Source organism: Aliiroseovarius sp. M344, from assembly GCF_025140835.1.
Lineage (GTDB): Bacteria > Pseudomonadota > Alphaproteobacteria > Rhodobacterales > Rhodobacteraceae > Aliiroseovarius.
In genome coordinates this window covers 2,520,452-2,543,941 of sequence record NZ_CP081153.1, presented here as the reverse complement: position 1 = coordinate 2,543,941, position 23,490 = coordinate 2,520,452, and the positions used below count along the sequence as shown (strand labels likewise).

At 56.9% G+C, this 23,490-nt stretch carries 26 protein-coding genes; 16 read left to right on the top strand and 10 right to left on the bottom strand.

Going from position 1 to position 23,490, the window contains the following annotated elements; translation table 11 throughout:
- Positions 1–32: 32 nt before the first annotated feature.
- From K3556_RS12455 to K3556_RS12425, 7 genes are all read left to right on the top strand, one after another.
- Entirely contained in the window at positions 33–593 is a 561-nt protein-coding gene (locus tag K3556_RS12455) for a F0F1 ATP synthase subunit delta (RefSeq protein ID WP_260517099.1), read from the top strand.
- Positions 593–2,131 (top strand): F0F1 ATP synthase subunit alpha, encoded by a 1,539-nt coding sequence (gene atpA / locus K3556_RS12450; RefSeq protein ID WP_260517098.1) that lies wholly within the window; start codon positions 593–595, stop codon positions 2,129–2,131. The genes K3556_RS12455 and atpA overlap by 1 nt, the downstream gene beginning before the upstream one ends.
- Positions 2,132–2,145: 14 nt before the next feature.
- Complete coding sequence (locus K3556_RS12445; RefSeq protein WP_260517097.1) at positions 2,146–3,024, top strand: F0F1 ATP synthase subunit gamma; 879 nt, start codon at positions 2,146–2,148, stop codon at positions 3,022–3,024.
- Positions 3,025–3,042: 18 nt separating this feature from the next.
- Entirely contained in the window at positions 3,043–4,467 is a 1,425-nt protein-coding gene (atpD, locus tag K3556_RS12440; RefSeq protein WP_260517096.1) for a F0F1 ATP synthase subunit beta, read from the top strand.
- Positions 4,468–4,525: 58 nt separating this feature from the next.
- A complete protein-coding gene (locus K3556_RS12435; protein WP_260517095.1) occupies positions 4,526–4,936 on the top strand; it encodes a F0F1 ATP synthase subunit epsilon in 411 nt (136 codons plus the stop codon).
- Between the two features lie 91 nt (positions 4,937–5,027).
- Positions 5,028–6,242: an MFS transporter gene (locus tag K3556_RS12430; RefSeq protein ID WP_260517094.1), complete on the top strand. Its 1,215-nt coding sequence runs from the start codon at positions 5,028–5,030 to the stop codon at positions 6,240–6,242.
- A 68-nt stretch (positions 6,243–6,310) separates the two neighbouring features.
- Positions 6,311–6,658: an H-type lectin domain-containing protein gene (locus K3556_RS12425; RefSeq protein ID WP_260517093.1), complete on the top strand. Its 348-nt coding sequence runs from the start codon at positions 6,311–6,313 to the stop codon at positions 6,656–6,658.
- A 68-nt stretch (positions 6,659–6,726) separates the two neighbouring features.
- Here K3556_RS12425 and K3556_RS12420 read toward each other — a convergent pair whose 3' ends face one another.
- Positions 6,727–7,740: a ribose-phosphate pyrophosphokinase gene (locus K3556_RS12420; RefSeq protein ID WP_260517092.1), complete on the bottom strand. Its 1,014-nt coding sequence runs from the start codon at positions 7,738–7,740 to the stop codon at positions 6,727–6,729.
- Between the two features lie 105 nt (positions 7,741–7,845).
- Here K3556_RS12420 and K3556_RS12415 point away from each other — a divergent pair, with 105 nt between their 5' ends.
- A complete protein-coding gene (locus K3556_RS12415) occupies positions 7,846–8,442 on the top strand; it encodes a 2-hydroxychromene-2-carboxylate isomerase (RefSeq protein WP_260517091.1) in 597 nt (198 codons plus the stop codon).
- Positions 8,443–8,444: 2 nt separating this feature from the next.
- Positions 8,445–9,275: an alpha/beta fold hydrolase gene (locus tag K3556_RS12410; protein WP_260517090.1), complete on the top strand. Its 831-nt coding sequence runs from the start codon at positions 8,445–8,447 to the stop codon at positions 9,273–9,275.
- On the opposite strand, the gene K3556_RS12405 is transcribed toward K3556_RS12410, so the two are convergent.
- The 6 genes from K3556_RS12405 to K3556_RS12380 form a co-directional block, all read right to left on the bottom strand.
- The gene (locus tag K3556_RS12405) at positions 9,272–10,321 is read right to left on the bottom strand and encodes a threonine aldolase family protein (protein WP_260517089.1); all 1,050 of its coding nucleotides are present in this window, start codon (positions 10,319–10,321) and stop codon (positions 9,272–9,274) included. The two genes, K3556_RS12410 and K3556_RS12405, sit on opposite strands and share 4 nt — an antisense overlap.
- A complete protein-coding gene (locus K3556_RS12400; protein ID WP_260517088.1) occupies positions 10,321–10,773 on the bottom strand; it encodes a YcgN family cysteine cluster protein in 453 nt (150 codons plus the stop codon). The genes K3556_RS12405 and K3556_RS12400 overlap by 1 nt, the downstream gene beginning before the upstream one ends.
- On the bottom strand, positions 10,770–11,063 hold the full coding sequence (locus tag K3556_RS12395; protein WP_260517087.1) for a Dabb family protein: 294 nt from the start codon (positions 11,061–11,063) through the stop codon (positions 10,770–10,772). The genes K3556_RS12400 and K3556_RS12395 overlap by 4 nt, the downstream gene beginning before the upstream one ends.
- Before the next feature lie 9 nt (positions 11,064–11,072).
- Positions 11,073–12,011, bottom strand: coding sequence for a bifunctional riboflavin kinase/FAD synthetase (locus K3556_RS12390; RefSeq protein ID WP_260517086.1), 939 nt, complete (start codon positions 12,009–12,011; stop codon positions 11,073–11,075).
- Between the two features lie 76 nt (positions 12,012–12,087).
- Complete coding sequence (locus tag K3556_RS12385; protein WP_260517085.1) at positions 12,088–12,531, bottom strand: MaoC family dehydratase; 444 nt, start codon at positions 12,529–12,531, stop codon at positions 12,088–12,090.
- A gap of 197 nt (positions 12,532–12,728) precedes the next feature.
- Positions 12,729–13,601 carry a TIGR01459 family HAD-type hydrolase gene (locus K3556_RS12380; RefSeq protein WP_260517084.1) on the bottom strand — a complete coding sequence of 291 codons (873 nt, stop codon included), beginning with the start codon at positions 13,599–13,601 and terminating at the stop codon, positions 12,729–12,731.
- A gap of 172 nt (positions 13,602–13,773) precedes the next feature.
- On the opposite strand from K3556_RS12380, the gene K3556_RS12375 reads away from it, so the two are divergent.
- Positions 13,774–14,421 carry a DUF924 family protein gene (locus K3556_RS12375; RefSeq protein ID WP_260517083.1) on the top strand — a complete coding sequence of 216 codons (648 nt, stop codon included), beginning with the start codon at positions 13,774–13,776 and terminating at the stop codon, positions 14,419–14,421.
- Positions 14,422–14,513: 92 nt separating this feature from the next.
- Here the strand turns inward: K3556_RS12375 and K3556_RS12370 are convergent, their stop codons facing one another.
- Positions 14,514–15,434 (bottom strand): manganese-dependent inorganic pyrophosphatase, encoded by a 921-nt coding sequence (locus tag K3556_RS12370; RefSeq protein ID WP_260517082.1) that lies wholly within the window; start codon positions 15,432–15,434, stop codon positions 14,514–14,516.
- 196 nt (positions 15,435–15,630) lie between these two features.
- On the opposite strand from K3556_RS12370, the gene K3556_RS12365 reads away from it, so the two are divergent.
- The 4 genes from K3556_RS12365 to K3556_RS12350 all read left to right on the top strand — a co-directional run bounded on the left by K3556_RS12365 (position 15,631) and on the right by K3556_RS12350 (position 19,896).
- Positions 15,631–16,284: a DUF2161 domain-containing phosphodiesterase gene (locus tag K3556_RS12365; protein WP_260517081.1), complete on the top strand. Its 654-nt coding sequence runs from the start codon at positions 15,631–15,633 to the stop codon at positions 16,282–16,284.
- Between the two features lie 315 nt (positions 16,285–16,599).
- A complete protein-coding gene (locus K3556_RS12360; protein ID WP_260517080.1) occupies positions 16,600–16,887 on the top strand; it encodes a co-chaperone GroES in 288 nt (95 codons plus the stop codon).
- Between the two features lie 40 nt (positions 16,888–16,927).
- On the top strand, positions 16,928–18,571 hold the full coding sequence (gene groL, locus K3556_RS12355; protein ID WP_260517079.1) for a chaperonin GroEL: 1,644 nt from the start codon (positions 16,928–16,930) through the stop codon (positions 18,569–18,571).
- Positions 18,572–18,759: 188 nt separating this feature from the next.
- Positions 18,760–19,896, top strand: coding sequence for a hypothetical protein (locus K3556_RS12350; protein ID WP_260517078.1), 1,137 nt, complete (start codon positions 18,760–18,762; stop codon positions 19,894–19,896).
- Between the two features lie 52 nt (positions 19,897–19,948).
- On the opposite strand, the gene K3556_RS12345 is transcribed toward K3556_RS12350, so the two are convergent.
- Entirely contained in the window at positions 19,949–20,410 is a 462-nt protein-coding gene (locus K3556_RS12345; RefSeq protein WP_260517077.1) for an NUDIX domain-containing protein, read from the bottom strand.
- A gap of 78 nt (positions 20,411–20,488) precedes the next feature.
- On the opposite strand from K3556_RS12345, the gene K3556_RS12340 reads away from it, so the two are divergent.
- Positions 20,489–21,259 (top strand): triacylglycerol lipase, encoded by a 771-nt coding sequence (locus K3556_RS12340; protein WP_260517076.1) that lies wholly within the window; start codon positions 20,489–20,491, stop codon positions 21,257–21,259.
- A gap of 12 nt (positions 21,260–21,271) precedes the next feature.
- Here K3556_RS12340 and hemN read toward each other — a convergent pair whose 3' ends face one another.
- Complete coding sequence (hemN, locus tag K3556_RS12335) at positions 21,272–22,627, bottom strand: oxygen-independent coproporphyrinogen III oxidase (RefSeq protein WP_260517075.1); 1,356 nt, start codon at positions 22,625–22,627, stop codon at positions 21,272–21,274.
- Between the two features lie 76 nt (positions 22,628–22,703).
- Here hemN and fnrL point away from each other — a divergent pair, with 76 nt between their 5' ends.
- Complete coding sequence (gene fnrL / locus K3556_RS12330; RefSeq protein WP_260517074.1) at positions 22,704–23,444, top strand: transcriptional regulator FnrL; 741 nt, start codon at positions 22,704–22,706, stop codon at positions 23,442–23,444.
- Positions 23,445–23,490 lie beyond the last annotated feature (46 nt).

Here is a 23,490-nt window from a genome sequence, read left to right as displayed (position 1 = left end):
ACAAAGGGGCTAAAGACATCGGAAGGGTGGACGTGTCCGAACCAGTCTCGATCTCAACTGGCATTGCCCAGCGGTATGCCACTGCCGTCTTTGACCTGGCCAAAGAGGGTAAGAACCTGAAAGCAGTGGAGGCGGATGTTACCGCCCTTGATGCTGCTCTCGCCGAAAGCGAAGATCTACGCAACCTGATCAGTTCACCGGTTTACAGCCGGAACGAACAGGGCGCGTCAATCAACGCAATCGCCAAGCAAATGAAACTATCGCCGATGATCGCGAACACGCTTGGGCTGATGGCCCAGAAGCGACGCCTGTTCGTGATGCCTCAGTTGGTGGCTGCCCTGCAGGCGCTGATAGCTGAAGACAAAGGCGAGGTGACCGCCAAGGTGACCGCTGCCAAGTCCATGACAAAGGCGCAACAAGACAAACTTGCCAAGGCATTGAAAGCCACTATTGGTAAGGATGTGAACATCAACCTGTCCGTCGATGAAACACTCATCGGTGGTCTTGTCGTCCAAGTGGGCTCGCGCATGATTGATACGTCGATCCGCGCGAAGCTCAATGCACTTCAGAATTCCATGAAAGAGGTCGGATAATGGGTATCCAAGCAGCAGAAATTTCTGCGATCCTGAAGGACCAGATCAAGAACTTCGGCCAAGACGCCGAAGTGGCCGAAGTTGGCCGCGTGCTTTCGGTCGGTGATGGTATCGCCCGTGTGTATGGTCTTGATAAAGTCCAGGCTGGTGAAATGGTCGAGTTCCCCGGTGGTATCCGCGGAATGGCCTTGAACCTTGAAGCCGACAACGTTGGTGTTGTTATCTTCGGTTCAGACCGCGACATTAAAGAAGGCGACACCGTCAAGCGCACGAACTCGATCGTGGACGTGCCAATCGGTGACGAGCTTCTGGGTCGCGTTGTTGACGGTCTGGGCAACCCGATCGATGGCAAAGGTCCTATCAAATCCAAGAAACGCGGCGTGGCCGACGTGAAAGCGCCGGGCATCATCCCGCGTAAATCGGTTCACGAGCCGATGGCAACCGGCCTGAAATCGGTCGACGCGATGATCCCGATTGGCCGTGGCCAGCGCGAGCTGATCATTGGCGACCGCCAGACCGGCAAAACAGCTGTGGCCCTTGATGCCATCCTGAACCAGAAGTCTTACAACGACGCTGCTGGCGATGATGAAAGCAAGAAGCTTTACTGTGTCTACGTAGCTGTTGGTCAGAAGCGTTCGACCGTTGCCCAGCTGGTGAAGAAACTGGAAGAAAGCGGCGCGATTGAGTACTCGATCGTTGTGGCTGCGACCGCATCTGACCCGGCGCCCATGCAGTTCCTGGCCCCATATGCCGCGACCGCGATGGCCGAGCACTTCCGTGACAACGGCCGCCACGCGCTGATCATCTATGATGATTTGTCAAAGCAAGCTGTGTCCTACCGTCAGATGTCGCTTCTACTGCGTCGTCCGCCCGGACGTGAAGCTTACCCAGGCGACGTTTTCTATCTTCACTCGCGCCTGCTGGAGCGTTCGGCCAAGCTGAACGAAGATTATGGTTCCGGCTCGCTGACGGCTCTGCCGGTCATTGAAACTCAAGGTGGCGACGTTTCGGCGTTTATTCCGACCAACGTGATTTCGATCACCGACGGTCAGATTTTCTTGGAAACCGAACTGTTCTACCAAGGTATCCGCCCTGCTGTGAACACCGGTCTGTCGGTGTCGCGTGTTGGCTCAAGCGCTCAAACCAAAGCGATGTCTTCGGTTGCGGGCCCTGTTAAACTGTCGCTGGCTCAGTATCGCGAGATGGCTGCATTCGCTCAGTTCGGGTCCGACCTTGATGCGGCAACGCAACAGCTTCTGAACCGTGGCGCACGCCTGACCGAGCTTATGAAGCAAGCTCAGTATTCGCCGCTGACCAACGCTGAAATCGTCTGCGTGATCTATGCTGGTACCAATGGCTACCTCGACAAGATCGCCGTAAGCGAAGTTGGTCGCTTTGAAACGGGTCTTCTGAACCACTTGCGTCAGAACAACGCCGATCTGCTTGCCGATATCACCAACAATGATCGCAAGGTCAAAGGTGAGCTTGAGGACAAGGTCAAAGCTGCGCTGGACGCGTTCGCCGCTGACTTCGCTTAAGGGGGCCGGAAACGATGCCCAACCTTAAGGATCTCAAAAATCGGATCGAGAGTGTTAAGAACACTCGGAAGATCACGAAGGCTATGCAGATGGTGGCCGCCGCAAAACTGCGGCGGGCACAAGAAGCTGCCGAAGCAGGTCGCCCATATGCAGAACGGTTCAATGCTGTTCTGGGTGGGCTGGCTGCCGCTTCAAGCGGGGGCGATAGCGCGCCCAAACTGCTTGCCGGTACGGGTTCCGATCAAGTCCACTTGCTTGTGGTCATGACCGCCGAACGCGGCCTTTGCGGTGGCTTCAACTCGTCGATCGTCAAGCTGGCTCGCGCCAAGGCTGAACAGTTGCTGGCATCTGGCAAGACGGTGAAGATTCTGACCGTCGGCAAGAAAGGCCGCGAGCAGATGAAGCGCGAATACGGCAGCCATATGATTCACCATGTGGATTTGTCGGGCGTGCGCAATGTCGGCTATGAAAACGCTCAGGCTGTTGCCAACGACCTTATTCACCGCTTTAACGAAGGTGAGTTTGATGTGGCGACGATCTTCTACAACAGGTTCGAAAGCGTAATCACGCAGGTCCCGACAACAACGCAAGTCATTCCGGCAAGCTTTGATGCCCCGGAAGAAGGTGCGGAAGCGTCGACGATCTATGATTACGAACCGTCGGAAGAAGGCATTCTTGAAACGCTGCTGCCCTCGGGCGTGGCCACTCAGGTCTTCTCGGCGCTTTTGGAAAACGCTGCTTCTGAGCAGGGCGCGCGGATGGCCGCAATGGACAACGCGACCCGCAACGCTGGCGAAATGATCGAGAAACTGACCATTCAGTATAACCGTTCACGTCAGGCAGTGATCACCAACGAGCTTATCGAAATTATTTCGGGCGCCGAGGCGCTCTAAGAAACCGGAGAAACGACAATGGCTAATGCTAAAGGTAAGATCACGCAGGTGATTGGCGCCGTTGTGGACGTTCAGTTCGGGGATGACCTTCCGGCCATTCTGAACGCCCTGACCACTGACAACAACGGCAACAAACTAGTTTTGGAAGTGGCACAGCACCTCGGAGAAAACACCGTGCGCTGTATCGCCATGGACGCATCCGAAGGCCTCGTGCGCGGTCAAGACGTTACTGACACAGGCGCACCCATCGCGGTGCCCGTTGGTAATGCGACACTGGGCCGTATCCTGAACGTTATCGGCGAGCCCGTTGATGAAAAAGGTCCTGTGAAGTCGAAAGACAGCCGCCCGATCCACGGCGACGCGCCTGCGTTTGACGAACAGTCGACGGAGACTGAAATTCTGACCACCGGCATCAAGGTCATCGACTTGCTGGCCCCCTACACCAAGGGTGGTAAAATTGGTCTGTTCGGTGGTGCCGGCGTTGGTAAAACCGTTTTGATCATGGAACTGATCAACAACATCGCGAAAGTGCACTCTGGTGTGTCTGTGTTCGCGGGTGTTGGTGAACGGACCCGTGAAGGGAACGACCTGTACCACGAGATGATTGAATCGGGCGTTATCGTTCCCGACGATCTGGAGAAGTCGAAAATTGCGCTGGTTTACGGCCAGATGAACGAACCTCCCGGAGCACGTATGCGTGTGGCCCTGTCGGGTCTGACATTGGCGGAACAATTCCGTGACGACACCGGCTCAGACGTTCTGTTCTTCGTCGACAACATTTTCCGCTTTACGCAAGCTGGTTCGGAAGTTTCGGCTCTGTTGGGTCGTATTCCTTCGGCGGTTGGCTATCAGCCAACGCTGGCCACCGACATGGGTGCGATGCAGGAACGTATTTCGTCAACCAAATCGGGTTCGATTACGTCGGTTCAGGCCGTGTATGTGCCTGCAGATGACCTTACTGACCCTGCGCCTGCAACATCGTTTGCTCACCTTGACGCGACGACCGTTCTGGATCGTGCGATTTCGGAAAAAGGTATCTACCCGGCTGTTGACCCACTTGGTTCGACCTCGCGTCTGCTTGACCCTCTGATCATTGGTGAAGAGCACTATAAAGTTGCGACCGATGTGCAGCAGGTGCTTCAGCGCTACAAGTCGCTGCAAGACATCATCGCCATCCTCGGCATGGACGAACTGTCGGAAGATGACAAACTGACCGTGGCCCGTGCGCGTAAGATCGAGCGCTTCCTGTCGCAACCTTTCGACGTTGCGAAAGTGTTTACAGGCTCTGACGGTGTTCAGGTTCCGCTGGAAGACACAATCGCGTCGTTCAAGGCTGTTGTGGCTGGCGAGTATGATCATCTGCCCGAAGGCGCCTTCTATATGGTTGGCGGCATCGACGAAGTGATGGCCAAAGCCGAAAAAATGGCGGCTGACGCTGCCTAATTGGGACCGGGACGGGGTAGGGCGACCTACCCCCGATCATCCTCGAAGGAGATCCTGAATGGCTGATACGATGCAATTTGACTTGGTGTCGCCCGAACGAAGCCTGGCTTCGCTTCAGGCAACGGCGGTCCAACTGCCGGGCACGGATGGTGACATGACAGCAATGCCGAACCACGCACCGACAATCACGACGTTGCGTCCCGGTATCGTTCGCGTTGAAGCGCCAGAAGGCAATGCCGAATTTGCCGTGACCGGGGGCTTTGCTGAAGTCACCGCAACCGGCACGTCGGTTCTGGCCGAACGCGCAGTTCCGGTGTCTGAGATGACGCAGGAGTTACTGGATGGGTTCGTGTCTGACGCCGCCGCTGCGTCAGAAAATGCGACTGCTGAGAACCTGGACGAACTGGCAAAGCGCACGGTGGACATCGCTGCGATGGCCAACGAACTGGGGCTGTCAGTAAAAGCCTGACCCTGCGTTTCTTGAGATTGCAAAAGCCCCGCCCAACTGGCGGGGCTTTTTGCGTTTGCGCTTAGCGTGCAATCACGGCACAGATGAGCCCATGACTTCGCAGCCTGAAACATCCAACCGCGCGGCGATCTGGTTCATTCTGGCCACCATCCTATTGGATGCCGTGGGGATTGGGATCGTTTTTCCGATTATGCCGGACCTGATGCAGCGCGTCGGGGCCATCAGCACAGCTGATGGGGCGTTCTGGGGCGGGATCCTGATGGCGTCATACGCGGCCATGCAGTTTCTGTTTGCCCCCATCATTGGTGGTATCTCAGACAGTTTGGGGCGGCGGCCAGTATTGCTTTTGGCGCTGGTGGCATTGACCATTGATTACATTGTCATGGCCTTGGCAACGACCTTTTGGTGGTTGCTGTTGGGGCGCATCCTCGCGGGGATTGCGGGGGCAACCTACATCACGGCAACGGCCTATCTGGCCGACATTTCGAAACCCGAGGATCGTGCGGCCAATTTCGGACTGATCGGGGCGACATTCGGTATCGGCTTTGTGATGGGCCCTGCGATTGGTGGTTTTGTGGCGAGCTTCCACCTGACCGCGCCGTTTTGGCTCGCTGCCGCGTTTGCAGGGATGAACGTGGTGCTGGGGATATTTGTTTTGCCGGAAAGCCTTGCACCCGAAAAACGACGGGCCTTCCGTCGCCGAGATTTGAACCCTTTTGGCTCGATCCTTGATGCGTTCAAATTGCCGGGGCTATTGTTGCCGCTGCTTCTGATCTTCCTGTTCGAATTTGCGAACATGGTCTATCCGACGCTCTGGGCGTTCTGGACCCGCGAGGTTTTTGGATGGAGCACCGCGTTGATTGGATTGACGCTTGCGGCCTATGGCATCGCTGTTGCCTTTACGCAAGGCGTCGTCATGCGGTTTTTGATCCCCCGATTGGGCGAGTATCGCACCCTGATCTTTTCGGTGATTTGCGCCATTGTCGCGCTCTTCATCTTTGGGGTGACCGCCAGCGCATATGTCATGTTCGCTGTCATCCTTATTGCAGCGCTTGCAGATATGGCACCACCCACAATGACGGCCATGATGGCCAACATGGTCGCCGAAGACAGACAGGGACTTTTGCAGGGGGTGATTGCCAGCCTTGGGTCGGTCGCAGCAGTGATCGCGCCCATGGTTGTAACGTGGATCTTTCAAATCTTCGCTGATGCCGAGGCTTCAATCTATCTTCCCGGGGCTCCATTTTTGTTTTCAGGAGGGCTTGTCTTGCTGATTTTCCCGTTATTCCTGAAACTTGGACGGTAAGTGCGGGTTGTCACCGGGCCACGTTTCGGGTCTGCTATGCTGAATTGAGTCTCAATGGGGCCGGCGGCATGCGACGGATTAAAGGCCACTTGGTCGGAATCGATCAGGGCAACAAAGTGCTGTTCTCTGATTTCGAGGATGACGGCGAGATGTGGACCGGCAACGGCCCGCGCAAGCTTGAAACGCTGGTCGAGTTTTCGGAGCAATTTCTGACTCCGCCAGTTGTGCATGTCAGCGTATCGATGTGGGATCTTGATAAACGCACCAATGCGCGCGCCGACATTTCTGCGGACGCCATAACCGAAACCGGCTTTCAGATCGTATTTCGCACATGGGGTGACACGCGCGTTGCGCGGGTACGCGTGGACTGGACCGCTATCGGCGAGGTCCCCGGCGATGAAGACTGGGACGTTTAGGCGTCTGTCTTAAAAAAAAAGACCCCGCAAGTGCGCGGCCTTTTGTTGTGCCAGTTGCTGATTGGCAGTTACCAATACATGCCTTCGTAAAGCGGACCCAAGGTGTCGTGATCAAACAATGAGGACACGGATGTGCCCCCCCAGATGTTCAGGATTGCCTGTGCAAACATCGGAGCTGTCGGCACGATGCGAATGTTGGGCGCATTTTTCACGGCGTCGGTCGGCTGGATTGAATCGGTGATCACCAGTGATTTCATCACCGATTTGGACACACGCTCGACAGCGGGGCCCGACATGACGCCGTGGGTGATGTAGGAGTGCACTTCTTGCGCACCGTTTTCCATCAGCACTTCGGCAGCTTTACACAGCGTTCCAGCTGTGTCGCAAATGTCGTCGATGATGATGCAGCGTTTGCCTTCGACATTACCGATCACGGTCATTTCAGCGACCTCACCGGCTTTTTCGCGGCGTTTGTCGACGATCGCAAGCGGGGCGTTGATACGTTTTGCAAGTTCGCGTGCGCGGGCCACGCCGCCCACATCTGGCGAGATCACCATGACCTCGTCCAGGCAATCCTTGAAGTGGTGTTTGACGTCCAATGCGAAAATCGGGCTGGCATACAGGTTATCGACCGGGATGTCGAAGAAGCCTTGGATCTGCGCAGCGTGCAGGTCCATGGTCAAAACCCGCTCTATGCTGGAGCCCGCAATCATATTGGCAACCAGCTTGGCAGAAATCGGTGTGCGCGCCTTGGTGCGGCGGTCCTGACGGGCATAGCCAAAATAGGGGATCACGGCGGTCACGCGCGACGCTGACGACCGGCGCAGCGTGTCGGCGATGATCAAAAGCTCCATCAGGTTGTCATTGGCAGGGTTCGAGGTCGGCTGGATGATAAACATATCCTCGCCGCGCACGTTTTCGTAGACTTCGACGAAAATCTCGCCATCGTTGAAACGTTCAACGCGGGCGTCGACCAATCCGACTGCGGATCCGCGATGCATTGACATGCGTTTGGCAATCGCTTCGGCAAGGGGCCGATTTGCATTGCCCGAAATGAGTTTCGGTTCAGTGATGGATGGCATGGCAGCGGTCCCCGGGTGGTCAGTATGACAGAATCGTGACGTTGACACCCCTTACCATCGCGATAGATTCCTTGAAACAGCATTGGCGCAACAGGGACCGGAAAAATGAAGCAGATCGACTATTATTTCACAGTGTTGTCGCCTTGGGCCTATTTGGCCGGTTCGCGACTGGAAGACATCGCATCGCGCCACGGGGCGGTGATCACCTATAAGCCGCTGGATATCGGCCAATTGTTGACCCGAACCGGGGGCACCTTACCCAAGGATCGCCACCCCGCCCGCATGGAATATCGGATGCAGGAGCTGAAGCGCTGGTCCAAAACCCTCGCTATGCCGATGAACCACACCCCGGCTCATTGGCCCACCAACGGGGCACCTGCTTCTTATGCGATCATAGCGGCGCAATCGGCAGGTGGCGGGGATGTTGCCGCTCTGGTTCAAGGGATCATGCGGGCTTGTTGGGCAGGCGAAAAAGACATCGCTCAGGACGAAGTCATCAAGGCTTGCTTAACCGACGCAGGCTTTGACCCCAGCCTAGCCGATAGGGGCTTGCTGGCAGGCGCAGAGGCTTATGGCCGCAACCTTGAAGATGGAGTCAGTGCCGGGGTGTTTGGGTCGCCCTTCTATATCTGTGATGATGGGGAAAGGTTCTGGGGGCAGGACCGTCTGGAGGCGCTGGATGCCCATCTGAGTGCCAATTAAGCATGAATCTACAGACATTTACGGGTCATGAGACCTATTGGCACCGTTCAGGTTATGGCCTGCGCACGGCGCTTTTGGTGCATTGTTCCCTGGCCCATTCAGGAGCGTGGCGCGGATTGGAAAAACGCCTGTCAGGCGATTTGACCATGTTGGCGCTTGATCTGCCCGGCCATGGGCGCAGTGCAGATTGGGATAAGATTGGTGATTATCAGGACACGGCCGTGCACATCGCCGAGGCATTGTTGGATCAAGAAACCACCGGGCCGGTTGACCTGATCGGGCACAGTTTCGGGGGGACGATTGCCCTTCGGCTTGCGCAACGCCGCCCAGACAGCGTTCGAAGCCTAACGCTTTTCGAACCGGTGTTGTTTGCGGCGGCGAAGGACCATCCGGCATACGCCGAGAATTTCGACTATATGAACGGACCCTTCGCAGATGCGATGCGCGCCGGTGACAGGATGGAGGCTGCGCGCCTGTTCAACGTGATGTGGGGTCGTGACGCGGCATGGCAAGTGCTCCCGATGGCATTGCGCGAGGATATGGCGCGACGGATTCACCTGATCCCAGCCGGGAAATCGGTGACCCATGACGACATTCATGGGCAGGCTGCACCTGGTGCGTTGGAACGGTTAAACATCCCGGTCCTGTTGATGGAGGGTGGGCGGTCCCCAGCCCTGGTCAGGGCGGTGCATGACGTGCTGTCCGCGCGCCTGCCAAACGTTCAGCGGCGCGTCTTCGCAGATGCGGGGCACATGGCCCCGATCACGCACGCCAAAGAGGTCGGCGACGCCATATCCGCGTTCCTAAACCAGACCGAGTCGCGCAGACTTTAGCCGCGCACCAGATCAAGAAACCGATCAATATTGGCGTCGGTCATCGACCAGTCCGTCACCATGCGCGCGGTCAGCACTTCGTCCGGGTCGGGGCCGTCCAGCGTCCCTTCCCAGATGTAATAAGCAGCACCCGCGTCGTGCAGGCGCTGATGGCCCGCGCGGCTCCATCCAGCGAAGCTCATATTGGCGTCAGGTTCATGCAGGAACGACACGCCTTCGATTTGCTTCAACCCACGCACCAACCGCGCGTTGGCGGCGTTTGAACGCTGGGCGAGGTCCAGCCACAGATCGCCTGTCAGATAGGCCAGCATCTGCGCCGACAGATACCGGTGTTTGGAAAACAGATGCGCACCGCGCTTGCGTCGTAGCTCAAATTCCCACGCGTGTTTTGGGTCAAAAAAGATCACTGCTTCGACGCCCATACAGCCGTTCTTGGTGCCACCAAAGCTGACCGCATCGATGCCGGCCTTCCATGTCATCTCGGCTGGCGTGCAGCCAAGTGTGACCAACGCATTTGCAAAGCGCGCACCGTCCAGATGGGTGGGCAGGTCAAAGGATTTCGCGATGTCGCACAACGCGGTCAACTCGGCCACAGAATAGACCGTGCCGCGTTCGGTCACGTTGGTGATCGACACCGGGCCACGTTGCGGACCATGCACGCCCCGTCCTTCTTCGGCCTCAACAGCACGGCGCAAAGCGGCAGGAGAGATTTTGGCATGATCAGACGTGACGAGGGTCAGTTTGGCGCCGCCCGTATAGAATTCTGGCGCGTTGCACTCGTCTTCGTGGATATGCGCCTGTGTCGCGCAAAAGATGGTGTCCCATGGTTTCGACAGGGTGGCGAGGCTGATCGAATTTGCGGCCGTGCCGGTGGCCACCAGATAAACTGCGGCTTCCGGAGCTTCGAAAATCTCGCGGATACGTGCGCGTACCTCGTCCATGATAGCATCGGCGCCATAGGGCATGGCGTATCCCTCGTTGGCGCGGGTCAGCGCTTCGATCACCTTGGGGTGGGCCGGGCCGGAATTGTCAGAGGCAAAAAACATCAGTGAGGTTCCTCAATCAGGTGGTCTTCCCATTCGTCTTCGGGAACTTCAAATTCGGGGACAGTCCATCCCATAACGCTGCGACCTGCCTTGTGAACGCTGTCTGGATCGCCGGACACAAGCGGATGCCAATCCTCCAACGGTTTGCCTTCGTGGCGCAGGCGATAGGCGCAGGTGGCGGGCATGAAATAAGCAGTTTCGCCGATGTTTTCCGGGGTCAGGACGATACATTCCGGCACGAATTGCAGGCGGATGTCATATTGCGAACAACGGCAGGTATCGCCGTCCAGCAAGCGGCAGGCCACGCGAGTGAACACCACGTCGCCGGTGTCTTCATCTTCCAGCTTGTTCAGGCAACATTTGCCGCAGCCATCGCACAACGCTTCCCATTCCGACTTGGTCAGGCTGTCCAGCGGGAGGTTCCAGAATTTCTTGCGCAACCCCATTGTCATTGGCTGGCCGTGAAGTCCGCCGCGATCCGCAACTCGCGCAGGGGGCGCACCCGCGCGATTGATTGTTCGTACAGCGGATGGGCTTTATAGGCGGCAAGCTGGGCCTCATCCTCGAATTCGCCATAGACAACCACATCGGGCGAGGGGCCGGGGATCGGGTCTGTCGCGAAATTTTCGGCGACCTCAAGGCGCAGGCTGTGCGGGATGTCTTTCAGAAGCTCCAGACCGCTGCGGATGGTGTCACGATCCTCCGATCGCTTGGCGGTGAAAAATACGATGTGTCGGATCATTTTGCGACCTCATACCTTCGCCAGAATGTCACGCGCGCGGGCGCAATCGGTGTCCATCTGGGCGATTAGGGCATCAAGCCCGTCAAAAACTTCTTCCGGGCGCAGGTATTCGATCAGGGCGACCGAGATTTCCTCGCCATAAATATCGCCTGAGAAATCAAAAATGAAGCTTTCGATGTTGGGAAGGTTCTCACCAAACATTGGTCGTGTGCCCATTGACGCGGCCCCGCCATAGCTGCCCTTGTGCGGTCCTGTCAGAATATCGACTTCGACAACATAGACCCCGAATCTGGGCGGGTGCAGATCGGCGATGGACAAGTTTGCTGTCGGGTAACCCAGATCGCGGCCGCGCTGGTCGCCGCGAATGACTTCGCCTTCGATCCGGTGCCAATGCCCCAACATGCGTGCAGCGTCGCGCGGGCGCCCGTCGGTCAGCGCCTCGCGGATTGCGGTCGAACTGACCTCGCCAACCTCGTCAGACATAAGCGGGGCAACCGTTACGCCAAAACCCAACTGTTCACCCAATTGGACCATATCGGCCGATTTTCCGGCACGCCCTTTGCCAAAATGGAAATCTTCGCCAATGACCACGTGGCTTAACCCCAGCCCGTCCACGATCACCCGTTGCGCAAATTCGTCCGGGGTCAGCGCAGAGAGCGTGTCGTTGAAACTCAGTTCATAGAGCCGCTCAACCCCCAGCTTTTCCAACCGGTGCGCGCGGGCATCCACCCCCATCAACCGAAACGGCGCAGAGTGGGGGGCGAAATACTGACGGGGATGCGGTTCGAATGTCATGACACCCAGCGGTGTCTGGCTGGTCTTGGCCTGCGCACGCGCAATGTCAATCACGTATTGGTGGCCAAGATGCACGCCATCGAAATTTCCAATCGCGGCCGAGGCGCCGCGATCTGCTTCTTCAACAAACTGATAATCTCGAATGATCCGCATGTGCTGGCATTATCGCTCACAGCGCACAGGTGCAAGCCCAGCGGCGACAGGCGGTTGGATTTACTGTTCGGATGCGTCAGTCGAACTTGGCTGACGGTGCCAGAACCTTGGCTTCACCCTTCAGCACGGGTTTGCCATCCACCAGACATTCTGTCTTGAGTGTCACGCGCCGTTTGGCGTGGTCAATCTCCATCACGGTGACTTCTGCACGCACGGTATCGCCGGGGCGCACCGGGGCCAGGAAGGTCAGGCTTTGGCCCATATAGATGGTGCCATGTCCCGGAAGCTGTTCGCCGATCACGGCCGAGATCAGGCCGGCCGTCAGCATCCCGTGGGCAATTCGCCCCTCAAAAATCGTGTCATTGGCATAATCGTCATCCAGATGCACCGGGTTCCGGTCTGTCGAAATCTCGGCGAACATCTCGATATCCCGATCTGTCACTTCCTTTGTGACATGCCGCGACATGCCGATTTCCAGCTCTTCAATGCAGATCGTGCCACGCGGGAAATTGTCCAACATCTGGATCCTCCGGGTTATAAAAAGACCAATAGCCTTCTGGATTGGCAATAATATTACTTTGCAGTCGCAGAAAATCAAGAAGAAATGTGATCTGGATTGATCGACACCGTCGGGCTGGAATTATCCAAGACAGGCGGGTTGCGACTTTTCGGCAGCCCGTTTGATCCTTCTATGTAAGGCTCACAAAGGAGTTAACCCTAGCGTAAGTAGCCAATGGCAAAGGTCGGCGTGATCATCTCGGCTGCGACAAACCGCCCAAGCGCCTCTGAGTCTGGCTGCCGATCTGTCTGTGTTTCCGCACGCGCCAGCCCGCCGGTGATGAACAAAGAATCAATATCTTCGCCCTGTGCGCCTCTGATGTCGGTCAGGATACCGTCGCCAATGGCCAGAATGCGGCTATCATCGATGAGCCGACCATCGGCCGCCATGCGACGCCGCGCGAGGTCATAGATCGGGGGATGCGGCTTGCCGAAATACAGGCTTTCGCCGCCCATTTCTGTGTAAAGCTGCGCAACGGCCCCCGCGCACCATTCCCGCGTTTCGCCGCGATCCACCACGATGTCCGGATTGGCGCAGAGCAGCTTCAGTCCGTTCTGCTTGGCCAAAAGAAGCTGAGGCCGCAGCCCGTCGGGATGGGCATGCGGGTCAAAGGGGCCGCAACAGATAATTCCTTCGGCCTCGTTCAACGCGACTTCTTTGATGTCGACGGGATCGTCGATGATGGCGAGCGGGTCGAAGAAGGACCGGTCGTGCGCTTCGCCCATGAACCAGACCTTGTTGCCCACTGCGCCAGTGAACATCGCCGCCCGCGCGCTGTCGCCTGAGGTCGCAATCGTGTCCCAGCAATCAAGCGGTACGCCGATCTGATCCAACTGCGCCTCGACCGAGGTCCTGTGACGCGGTGCGTTGGTCACAAGCACGACGAAACCACCATTCGCACGGACTTTGCGTAATGCCTCAACAGCGTCCGGGAAAGGATGCACGCCATCATGAACGCAACCCCAGAGATCGACGAAATAGGCGTCGTAGTTGCTGGAAATGTCGCTGAGGCTTTCGATGATATGGGTCATTGGGAGGCTCCTTGATTAGCGCAGATATGGCAGAGGGAACGGGAGGTGGCTAGGGGGAGGTAATCCACTTTGAGATTTGGCGTGTTTCGTTCTGTCAGCTACACTAGAGAAGTCGGCTTGTTTCCGAGTTGGTTCGCTGTCCATTGTTTGCCGCGCTTAGGAAAGGTTCGAGATGACAAACCAATCAGATGTAACGCCTGACGAGATACTCGAATTCTGGTTCCCGGATGGTCCCAACCCGGAGCCGAAACGGCACATGGAATTGTGGATGTGGCGGATGCGCGGTGGCGCAAATAAGGAGATTCTTAAGAAATACACAAAGGTTACAGAACGTGCGGCCTCGGGTGAGTATGATGATTGGTCAAAGTCAGCACTTGGGCGGCTTGCCTTGATTGTGCTTCTTGATCAGTTCCCAAGGACCGTTTGGGCGGGAACACCCAAGGCTTTTTCGCAAGACCCCAAAGCGTTGGCGTTGTGTCTTGAAGGTTTAGAGAACGGGCATTTCGATGCGCTTGAAAACGTTTGGTACAAATCCGTGTTCAAGCTGCCGTTAGAGCATTGCGAATGCGCCCAGCACATGTCCAATTTGGATCGGGCCATCGAAATTGCCGACAAGATCGTCGAAGAAGCACCGGAACACCTTAAGGACGGTTATAAATTCGGGGCTGGTCAGCCAAGAAAACATCGTGCGGTGATCGCGCGATTTGGCCGCCACGCGCATCGAAATGAAGTTCTGGGGCGCAAATCAACCGCGGAAGAGCTCGAGTATATCGCAAAAGGGGAATTCCCGCACGAAGTGGATATTAATTTAGATATTTAAGTGAATGTTTGCGCTGCGCCGGTGCGCCAGCGGCTTTCAACGAAAAAGGCCCAACCGAATGCTCGGGCCTCCTCGTTTTATATCCAAAGGAATTACACAGCCAGGTTAGGAATAATCTGCTTCTTCCGGCTCATGATGCCTGGCAGTACAACGGCGTCGCCGTCAACCTTCGCCCCAAAGCTTTTCTCCGCCACGGTTTTCACCAGATCGTTGGGGACCAGCAGGGTGGCTTCCTCTTTCAGGATATCCACGACGAACAGCAGGACCTGATCGACGCCGTCTTCGGCTTCGACCGTTTTGAAGGTCTCCATCAGGCTGGCTTTGCGGTTCAGCGGGATTTCTGGTGCGGTGGTTTCCAGAACGCTCACGCGGAATTTCTTGCCAGCGACTTCGTATTCTTTCGAATCCATGCGGATCAGTTCAGCGTCTGAAAACTCCGACACGTCCGATTTGGCGGCGAACATCTCGGCGGCGTATTCGGTTACGTTTACACCCAGATCGGCGGCCAGCGTGGCCACGACGTCGCGGTCGCGGTCGGTGGTGGTCGGCGAGCGGAACTCCAGCGTGTCAGACAGGATGCAGGTCAGGGCAGCGCCTTTGACCCAATCGGGCATCTTCGCCACATCGTCACCCATCAGATCGTACATGATGGTCGCGGTGCAGGCCAAGGGGCGGATGGTGATGTCGATTGCACCTTTGGTTTCAAGGCCGCCGACCAGCTTGTGGTGGTCGATGATCGCCTGCAAGTCGGCGCCGTTGATGTTGGCGGGCAGCTCGGCGGGGTTGTTGGTGTCGACGACGACGCAGGGCTGGTCGTCGGCCACGTCGGCGATGATGCGCGGCTTGGGCAGGTCCCAGCGCTTCAGCAGCCATGCGGCTTCGGTGTTGGGTTCGCCCAAAAGTACGGCCTCGGCGTTGCCGCCTTTTATTTCGTTCAGGTACCACGCCCAGATGATGGGCGATCCGGTCGAGTCGGTGTCAGGGGATTTGTGGCCGAAAACTAGCGTGGTCATGTGCGTCATCCGTATTGGTGTCATCGAGGTTGCGAGCCTTATAGGAAGGCAAATCAGGCTTGTCACCACTGATAGGGCCAACATTTATGCAAGTGCAGAAAGTTTGCCATGCGCGCAGGTCAATTCGTAAATGGGTTGCGAAGGGCGCGCCGGGCCGCGAAACTGCGCAAAGCCCCTGATCAGGAGACCGCGCGCCGTGGCCAAACCCGCAGAAACAGAGCTGTACGCCCCGGTGAAGGCCTGGCTTGAAGGGTTGGGCTATGAGGTGAAATCCGAGGTCGGACCTGCGGATGTTGTGGCGCTGCGCGAGGGGGCAGACCCGGCGATTGTCGAGCTGAAGGCGGGGTTTTCTCTGACGCTTCTGCAACAGGCCGTGGCGCGGCAGGCGATAACCGATTTGGTCTATGTCGCCGTGCCGCGTTGGTCGGGGAAACCGGGATGGCGGGCGTTCAAAGGAAATGTCGGATTGTGCAAGCGGCTAGGGCTGGGTGTGCTGTCGGTTCGCCTGAAGGATGGATTTGTCCAATTGCACGCCGATCCCAGCCCGTTCCGGCCCCGCAAATCAAAAGTGAAAACCGCGCGTCTTTTGTCTGAATTTGAACGACGTGAGGGCGACCCGAACACCGGCGGCACGCGCGGCAAGGTGGTGACGGCCTATCGGCAGGACGCCGAGAAGCTGGCGGCGTTTCTGGCGAAAGAGGGGCCGATGAAGGGGGCTGCACTGGTGAAAGCCACCGGCGTTACCACGGCAACCCGGATGATGGCGATCAACCACTATGGCTGGTTTGTGCGGGTAGAGCGTGGTGTCTATGGTCTGACAGAGGAAGGACGCGCGGCGCAGGAAGATTGATCCGGATGAATTGCCTTTCGCGCGACTGGATGAATTGCCTTTCGCGCGACTGTTCGCTAGATGCGGTGGACCATCGACTGGAAATTCTACCCGATGGGGTTTTATAGCTGACGGCAGATATGTGCATTGGCTGGCTGACCAAGCCGTCATGCTAGGGCCAACGCAGAGGCCTTTGTTCCGGCCAAAGATGGTTGCAGCTCAGAAAACTATTTCGATTGCTTGACACCCCTCGTACGACTCCCTAACTCTTCGTCGTTAGCACTCGCATCCGGTGAGTGCTAAGCGAAATGAAACTGAGCTTAGGGAGCCTCAGAAATGGCATTCACACCATTGCATGACCGCGTATTGGTCCGCCGCGTCGAAAGCGACGAGAAAACAGCCGGCGGGTTGATCATTCCAGAAAGCGCAAAAGAAAAGCCGGCCGAAGGTCTGGTTGTTTCTGTTGGCGCAGGCGCAAAGGACGACGACGGCGATCGCATCGCGATGGACGTCAAAGCAGGTGACAAAATCCTGTTTGGCAAATGGTCCGGCACAGAAGTCACCATCGACGGTGAAGAGCTGCTGATCATGAAAGAATCCGACATCATGGGCATCATTGCCTGATCGTCTGACCGATTTACACGTATTTCCAGGAGTAAGCTAAATGGCTGCTAAGGACGTAAAGTTCGACACCGATGCCCGCAACGCAATGCTGCGTGGCGTCAATATCCTCGCTGACGCTGTCAAAGTGACCCTCGGCCCGAAAGGCCGCAACGTGGTTCTGGACAAGTCGTTCGGCGCCCCGCGCATCACCAAAGACGGTGTGACGGTTGCAAAAGAAATCGAGCTTGAGGACAAGTTCGAAAACATGGGCGCGCAAATGGTGAAAGAAGTCGCCAGCCGCACCAATGACGAAGCCGGTGACGGCACCACCACAGCCACCGTTCTGACCCAGGCGATCGTTCGCGAAGGTCTGAAGCAGGTCGCTGCTGGCCTGAACCCGATGGACCTGAAGCGCGGCATCGATACTGCTGTTGCGAAAGTCGTCGAAAGCATCAAAGCGATGGCGCGCGAAGTCAAAGATTCTGATGAAGTCGCACAGGTTGGCACCATCTCGGCCAACGGCGAGTCGGAAATCGGTCGCCAGATCGCTGACGCGATGCAAAAAGTCGGCAACGAAGGCGTGATCACGGTTGAGGAAAACAAAGGCCTCGAAACCGAAACCACCGTCGTTGAAGGTATGCAGTTCGACCGCGGTTACCTGTCGCCATATTTCGTCACCAACCCTGACAAAATGATTGCCGAGCTGGACGACTGCCTTGTCCTGCTGCACGAAAAGAAACTGTCGTCGCTTCAGCCGATGGTTCCGCTTCTGGAATCGGTTATCCAGTCGACCAAACCGCTGCTGATCATCGCAGAGGATGTTGAAGGCGAAGCGCTGGCGACTTTGGTTGTCAACAAGCTGCGTGGCGGCCTGAAAATTGCTGCTGTTAAAGCTCCGGGCTTCGGCGATCGCCGCAAAGCCATGCTGCAAGACATCGCGATCCTGACTGGTGGTCAAGTGATCTCGGAAGATCTGGGCATGAAGCTTGAAAGCGTGACCATGGACATGCTGGGTTCGGCCAAGAAAATCCAGATCTCCAAAGACGAAACGACCATCGTCGATGGCGCTGGTGAAAAGGCCGAGATCGCAGCGCGTGTTTCACAGATCCGCGCGCAAGCCGAAGAAACCACGTCGGATTACGACCGTGAGAAACTGCAAGAACGTGTTGCCAAACTGGCAGGCGGTGTTGCTGTGATCCGTGTCGGCGGCATGACCGAGGTTGAAGTGAAAGAGCGTAAAGATCGTGTTGACGATGCTCTGAACGCGACCCGTGCCGCTGTGCAAGAAGGCGTGATTGTTGGCGGCGGTGTCGCTCTGGTTCAGGCTGGTAAACACCTTATCGGTCTGGAAGGCGAAAACGCTGACCAGAACGCGGGTATTAGCATCGTGATGAAAGCGCTGGAAGCGCCGCTGCGTCAGATTGCTGAAAACGCTGGTGTTGACGGCGCAGTTGTTGCTGGCAAAGTTCGCGAAAGCGACGATTTGACCTTTGGCTTCAATGCACAGACCGAGGAATATGGCGACATGTTCAAGTTTGGTGTCATTGATCCGGCCAAAGTTACTCGGACTGCGCTGGAAGATGCGGGCTCTATCGCTGGTCTTCTGATCACCACCGAAGCCATGGTAGCGGACAAGCCGCAAAAAGATGGCGGCGGTGCCGGTGGCGGCATGCCCGACATGGGCGGCATGGGCGGCATGATGTAAAAAGAATTCCGTCAGGAATTCGGCTGCATCTGGCCTTATGGCCGAATGTCTTTCAGAGAAGTATTAGAAAGGGCGCTCAATCGAGCGCCCTTTTCTTTCGTAATGGAAATTTCAGAATGGCCCCTTACAAATTGCCGAAATATCCACTATGTTAATAGGTATTACATAAACATTTGGCGGGGACAGCCATGTTACGAATTCTTACTCTTCTCATAACGACCCTTCTGGCGGTGCCGGCCACCGCGCAAGAGGTCTTTCGCTTCGGCGGCGACGCATATGTCGCCGGAGATAATGTTACTTTGTCAGGCGATGCTGTGGACGACGCATTTGTCATCGGCAACACAGTGGTTATTTCCGCGCCTGTAGGCGGCAGCGCCCATGTGGGTGGTCGTTCTGTGTCGATTTCGGCCCCGGTGGGGAACAGTCTTTATGCTGCCGGTATGAACGTGAACGTTGCTGGCGCCGTCGGTGGTGATGCACAATTGGCGGGCGATACGGTGCTGATCGGTGATGCGATCCAGGGCGATTTGCGCGTCGCGGCCCAACGGGTTGAGATCAACGGTGCTGTTGGTGACAGCGCGCTTGTGGCGGCAGAAAACATCTTGCTAACGGACGTTATCTCGGGCGACGCCAGCTTCGCGGTCGATAACATCAGCTTTGGCGACAATGCCCGCATCGATGGCAAGCTTGATCTGTATGCCGACGACCCCGAAGGGATTGCGATCCCCACATCTGTCATTCCGGCCGATCGTATTGAGCGCCACAGTGCCGAAGAATTCGACGCGCGCGCTGACCCGGATGGTGGCGCGACGTTTGATCGCTCAAGCTATGGCTGGGGCGCGTGGCTTGGGGACAAGATCACATCAATCCTGATCCTGACGGCCTTGGCGACGCTGATCGCGGCGATTGCGCCTGCATTCCTGCTGGCTCTGCGGTTGCGAACGCTGGAGACACCAGTTCGGGCACTCTGGATGGGCTTTTTGACCATCTCGGCGCTTGCTGGATCGCTGTTCCTGTTCGCAATGACCGGGTTTGGGATCCTTTTGATCCCTGCGTCGATTGTGTTGGCCCTGCTTCTGGCTGTCGCCGGCTATGTTATCGGCACCTATATCCTTGGAGTTGGCGTCATGGGCGCGGTGAACCGACCGTTGCCGGAAACACTGTCAGAGCGTGCAATTGCTGCTTTGGTGGGCGCCGTAGCGATCACGTTGCTGGCCTTGATCCCGTATATCGGGTGGATCGCTACGCTGGCCGTTGCCGTGGCTGGCGCAGGTGCTTTGATCATCCGCTGGTTCGCGCCGGGGTTCTACACCGAAGTGCGCTGAGCCTAGCAAGAGACGATGAAAACGCCCCCGGCATATTGCACGGGGGCGTTTTCTATCTGACGATGGTTTCCAAAGCGTCGTAAGTGGGCGCGCTCTGGCTTTTTCCCCATGCCAATTCGGGTAGAGAAATGGGGCGGAAGTGCAAAGCAGAAATCTGGTCCCGCGAAACCCAATGTCGATCAGTCACAATGTCTTCGGGGTCTCGCCATGAAGGGTCAAGCTGCCCGGTTTCCAACCTGCAGCGAAAGACAACTTCGACCTGATGAAAGCCCGTGTCAGGGTCGTGGAATTCATTGACCAACGCAGGCACGCCAACTGAAACGGTTAGGCCGGTTTCCTCATGCACCTCGCGGATCAGATTGTCGGGCAGGCTGGTGCCAGGCTCGACCCCGCCGCCTGGCAGGCACAGAAGGTCAGAGACGCCTCCGCCATAGGCATTGACCATCAACAGGTGATTGTCTTGCAAAATCAGGCCTCGCACAGCGAGCCGTGGTGTTTTGAAGGATATCGACATGCGCCAAGACTTGCTTATCGACGGCCCTGTGACAAGCTGCCTCTCGCAACCGGTGCTTGGGGAGCGTATTTAATCGGCATGTTGCGATCGTTGACCCTTGCCCTTGGCTTTTTGGCTGCCGTGTCGGTGCCTGCGCGCGCGGAATGCGTTGTGCTTCTGCACGGGCTCGCCCGATCGCCGTCATCTATGTGGGTGATGGAAGAAAGCCTGCGCGCTGCCGGCTATGATGTGGCCAATCTGGGATACCCGTCGACCAAGGCAAGGATTGACGTGTTGGTCGAAGCGGCCATTCCCCCCGCGCTCGCCTTGTGCGGAGATCAGAAGGTGCATTTCGTAACCCATTCGATGGGCGGCATCCTTGCGCGGGTGTGGTTGCAGGACAATCGCCCTGCTGACATGGGGCGTGTGGTCATGCTCGCCCCCCCAAACCAAGGTTCGCAGCTTGTTGACGCGTTTGGTGAATTGGAGCCTTTTGAATGGCTGAATGGGCCGGCGGGACTGCAACTTGGGACCGGCGAAGATTCGATCCCCAACCAAACTGATCGTGCCAATTTTGAGTTGGGTGTGATTGCGGGAAATCGCTCGTTGAACCCAATTTATTCGGCCGTGATCGAAGGGGAAGACGACGGAAAAGTATCGGTGAGCAGCACCCGGATTAGCGGGATGAACGATCACATTGTTTTGCCTGTGACCCACACGTTCATGATGGTGAACCCGTTGGTCATCGCTGAAGTCACGGAATTCCTGCAAACCGGTAAGTTCGATCACGAAATGACGCTGGCGACAGTTCTGGACGATATCGCCACCGAAGCAGGATATCGTAACCGCACCCTGCGCAAGGACCGTTAGGTCAGACAGCGACTACACTGCCTGACTGTGTCCGCTTTCATTCATCTCGTAATCATCGAAGTGCCGCGCGATCATGCGCGCCACGGGCCGCGCTTCGGGCCGAATCGAAAGAACGGTGCCTGACAGGTCCGTTGTGCCGGGCATTGCCAACTCCAGCCCGTCGACCATGGTAAAGAAGTATTCGATCGGTCGCGACAGCTCGTCCGCCAGCTTCGAGAAATCCACCCGAAAATAACACAGAAGCTCTTCGATCACCCGGCCGCGCGCAATATCTTCATCTGTGAAAACATGGCCTTTCGCACCTGCAAGGCGACCGTCACGGGCTGCGGCTTGGTATTTCGACGTTGCGGGCTCGTTCTGTGCATACCCTTGCGGATAGCGCGCGATCGAGCTGGCGCCGACGCCGATCATCACCTTCGAAACATCCTCGGTGTAACCCTGGAAGTTGCGCTTCATGGTGCCAGCCTTGTGAGCCTTGGCCAGACCATCTGAGGGTAGGGCGAAGTGGTCGATCCCGATCTCGTCATACCCGGCGGCAAGGAACAGGTCGCGGGCCGTGTAATAAAGCCCAAGCCGTTCTTCTGCGGATGGGAGCGCTTCGGTCGGGATCAGGGTTTGGCGACGCGCGACCCATGGCACATGTGCGTAGCCAAACAGCGCGACCCGGTCCGGGCCAAGGCTGATCAGCTTTTCGACCGAATCTATGATTCGCGCTGTGTTTTGATGAGGCAGCCCATACAGAATATCCATGTTCAGGCTGTTGATCCCACGCGCGCGCAGGCCATCGACCGCTTGCTTTGTAATCTCATAGCTTTGTGGGCGACCGATGACCTCTTGGATCATTGGGTCAAAATCCTGAACCCCGATCGAGGCACGGTTCATACCGGCAGCGGCCAGGGCATCAAGACGGGCCTCATCGATCTCGGACGGGTCGATTTCGACCGAGAACTGGGCGGCATCAGCAAGTGGCACGGCATTCAAGATGCTGTGGGTCAAATCTGTGATCATGTCTGGTTGCAGAAGCGTTGGTGTACCTCCGCCCCAGTGCAAATGCTCAATTTTTATGCCCGGAGCCAGAAGGCCTTTGATCGTGGCGAGCTCTTGTTTCAGGCTGTCCAGATAGGCGGCAACCGGCTCGGCTGTCGCGGTGCCTTGGGTGCGGCACGCGCAAAACCAACACAGCCGACGGCAGAACGGGATATGCACGTAGAGCGATACCGCTTCATTCTCGGGGATGGCTCTTATCCAATCCGGCAACAGTTCAGCACCGATGCCCGGCTTGAAATGAGGCGCGGTTGGATAACTGGTGTAGCGGGGCACGCGCGCGTCAAAAAGACCAAGGCGTTTAAGTTGCGAAGAGGTTTGCATTCGAATAGGGTTTACGCAGTATTGCGCGCGCAACCTTGATCAGGATCAAACAAGATACTTCTCTTGTTATAAAAAAATGAACGACATCAGTTTTAACACCCGTGATTGCGGCACATGCCCGATTCGCCACCGTGCCGTGTGCTCGCGTTGCGAACCTGACGAATTGGAACAGTTGGACGCGATCAAATACTATCGCACCTTTGAAGCGGGGCAGCCTGTGATTTGGTCTGGCGACCCGATGGAATTCGTATCCAGCGTTGTCAGTGGCATTGCAACGCTGAGCCAAACAATGGAAGACGGGCGCACCCAGATGGTCGGATTGCTGCTGCCGTCCGATTTTATCGGTCGACCGGGGCGCAATACCGCACCTTTCGATGTGGTGGCTGTGTCCGACCTGACATTGTGCTGTTTTCGGAAAAAACCCTTTGAAGACATGATGGAAAAGACGCCTGCGATCGGCACGCGGCTTTTGCAGATGACATTGGATGAACTCGACAGTGCGCGGGAATGGATGCTTGTGCTTGGCCGCAAAACCGCTCGCGAGAAGATCGCCAGCTTGCTGACCATTCTGGCACGCCGCGATGCATCCCTTCATAAGCGACCGCCGCGCGATGGGATGAGCTTCGAACTGCCGCTGACGCGCGAATCCATGGCGGATTATCTTGGTCTGACGCTGGAAACGGTTAGCCGTCAGGTGTCAGCTTTGAAAAAGTCGGGTGTGATCGAGCTTCAGGGCAAACGCCGTGTTTTGATCCCGGACCTTGAAGCGCTTGTGTCCGAAGCCGGTGACGATGTTGATGGTGCACCAATCACCTGATCGGCGTGCCTTAAGCTAGAAGTGACCAAAAAGTCCAAGGGCGCCA

Coding starts and splice junctions, on each gene's coding strand:
- K3556_RS12410 (WP_260517090.1), top strand. CDS start 8,445: ATGAATCTACAGACATTTACGGGTCATGAGACCTATTGGCACCGTTCA.
- groL (WP_260517079.1), top strand. CDS start 16,928: ATGGCTGCTAAGGACGTAAAGTTCGACACCGATGCCCGCAACGCAATG.
- K3556_RS12360 (WP_260517080.1), top strand. CDS start 16,600: ATGGCATTCACACCATTGCATGACCGCGTATTGGTCCGCCGCGTCGAA.
- hemN (WP_260517075.1), bottom strand. CDS start 22,627: ATGCAAACCTCTTCGCAACTTAAACGCCTTGGTCTTTTTGACGCGCGC.
- K3556_RS12420 (WP_260517092.1), bottom strand. CDS start 7,740: ATGCCATCCATCACTGAACCGAAACTCATTTCGGGCAATGCAAATCGG.
- K3556_RS12425 (WP_260517093.1), top strand. CDS start 6,311: ATGCGACGGATTAAAGGCCACTTGGTCGGAATCGATCAGGGCAACAAA.
- K3556_RS12430 (WP_260517094.1), top strand. CDS start 5,028: ATGACTTCGCAGCCTGAAACATCCAACCGCGCGGCGATCTGGTTCATT.
- K3556_RS12390 (WP_260517086.1), bottom strand. CDS start 12,011: ATGCGGATCATTCGAGATTATCAGTTTGTTGAAGAAGCAGATCGCGGC.
- K3556_RS12405 (WP_260517089.1), bottom strand. CDS start 10,321: ATGTTTTTTGCCTCTGACAATTCCGGCCCGGCCCACCCCAAGGTGATC.
- fnrL (WP_260517074.1), top strand. CDS start 22,704: ATGAACGACATCAGTTTTAACACCCGTGATTGCGGCACATGCCCGATT.
- atpA (WP_260517098.1), top strand. CDS start 593: ATGGGTATCCAAGCAGCAGAAATTTCTGCGATCCTGAAGGACCAGATC.
- atpD (WP_260517096.1), top strand. CDS start 3,043: ATGGCTAATGCTAAAGGTAAGATCACGCAGGTGATTGGCGCCGTTGTG.
- K3556_RS12375 (WP_260517083.1), top strand. CDS start 13,774: ATGACAAACCAATCAGATGTAACGCCTGACGAGATACTCGAATTCTGG.
- K3556_RS12415 (WP_260517091.1), top strand. CDS start 7,846: ATGAAGCAGATCGACTATTATTTCACAGTGTTGTCGCCTTGGGCCTAT.
- K3556_RS12435 (WP_260517095.1), top strand. CDS start 4,526: ATGGCTGATACGATGCAATTTGACTTGGTGTCGCCCGAACGAAGCCTG.
- K3556_RS12370 (WP_260517082.1), bottom strand. CDS start 15,434: ATGACCACGCTAGTTTTCGGCCACAAATCCCCTGACACCGACTCGACC.
- K3556_RS12445 (WP_260517097.1), top strand. CDS start 2,146: ATGCCCAACCTTAAGGATCTCAAAAATCGGATCGAGAGTGTTAAGAAC.
- K3556_RS12340 (WP_260517076.1), top strand. CDS start 20,489: ATGTTGCGATCGTTGACCCTTGCCCTTGGCTTTTTGGCTGCCGTGTCG.
- K3556_RS12345 (WP_260517077.1), bottom strand. CDS start 20,410: ATGTCGATATCCTTCAAAACACCACGGCTCGCTGTGCGAGGCCTGATT.
- K3556_RS12400 (WP_260517088.1), bottom strand. CDS start 10,773: ATGACAATGGGGTTGCGCAAGAAATTCTGGAACCTCCCGCTGGACAGC.
- K3556_RS12350 (WP_260517078.1), top strand. CDS start 18,760: ATGTTACGAATTCTTACTCTTCTCATAACGACCCTTCTGGCGGTGCCG.
- K3556_RS12385 (WP_260517085.1), bottom strand. CDS start 12,531: ATGTTGGACAATTTCCCGCGTGGCACGATCTGCATTGAAGAGCTGGAA.
- K3556_RS12395 (WP_260517087.1), bottom strand. CDS start 11,063: ATGATCCGACACATCGTATTTTTCACCGCCAAGCGATCGGAGGATCGT.
- K3556_RS12380 (WP_260517084.1), bottom strand. CDS start 13,601: ATGACCCATATCATCGAAAGCCTCAGCGACATTTCCAGCAACTACGAC.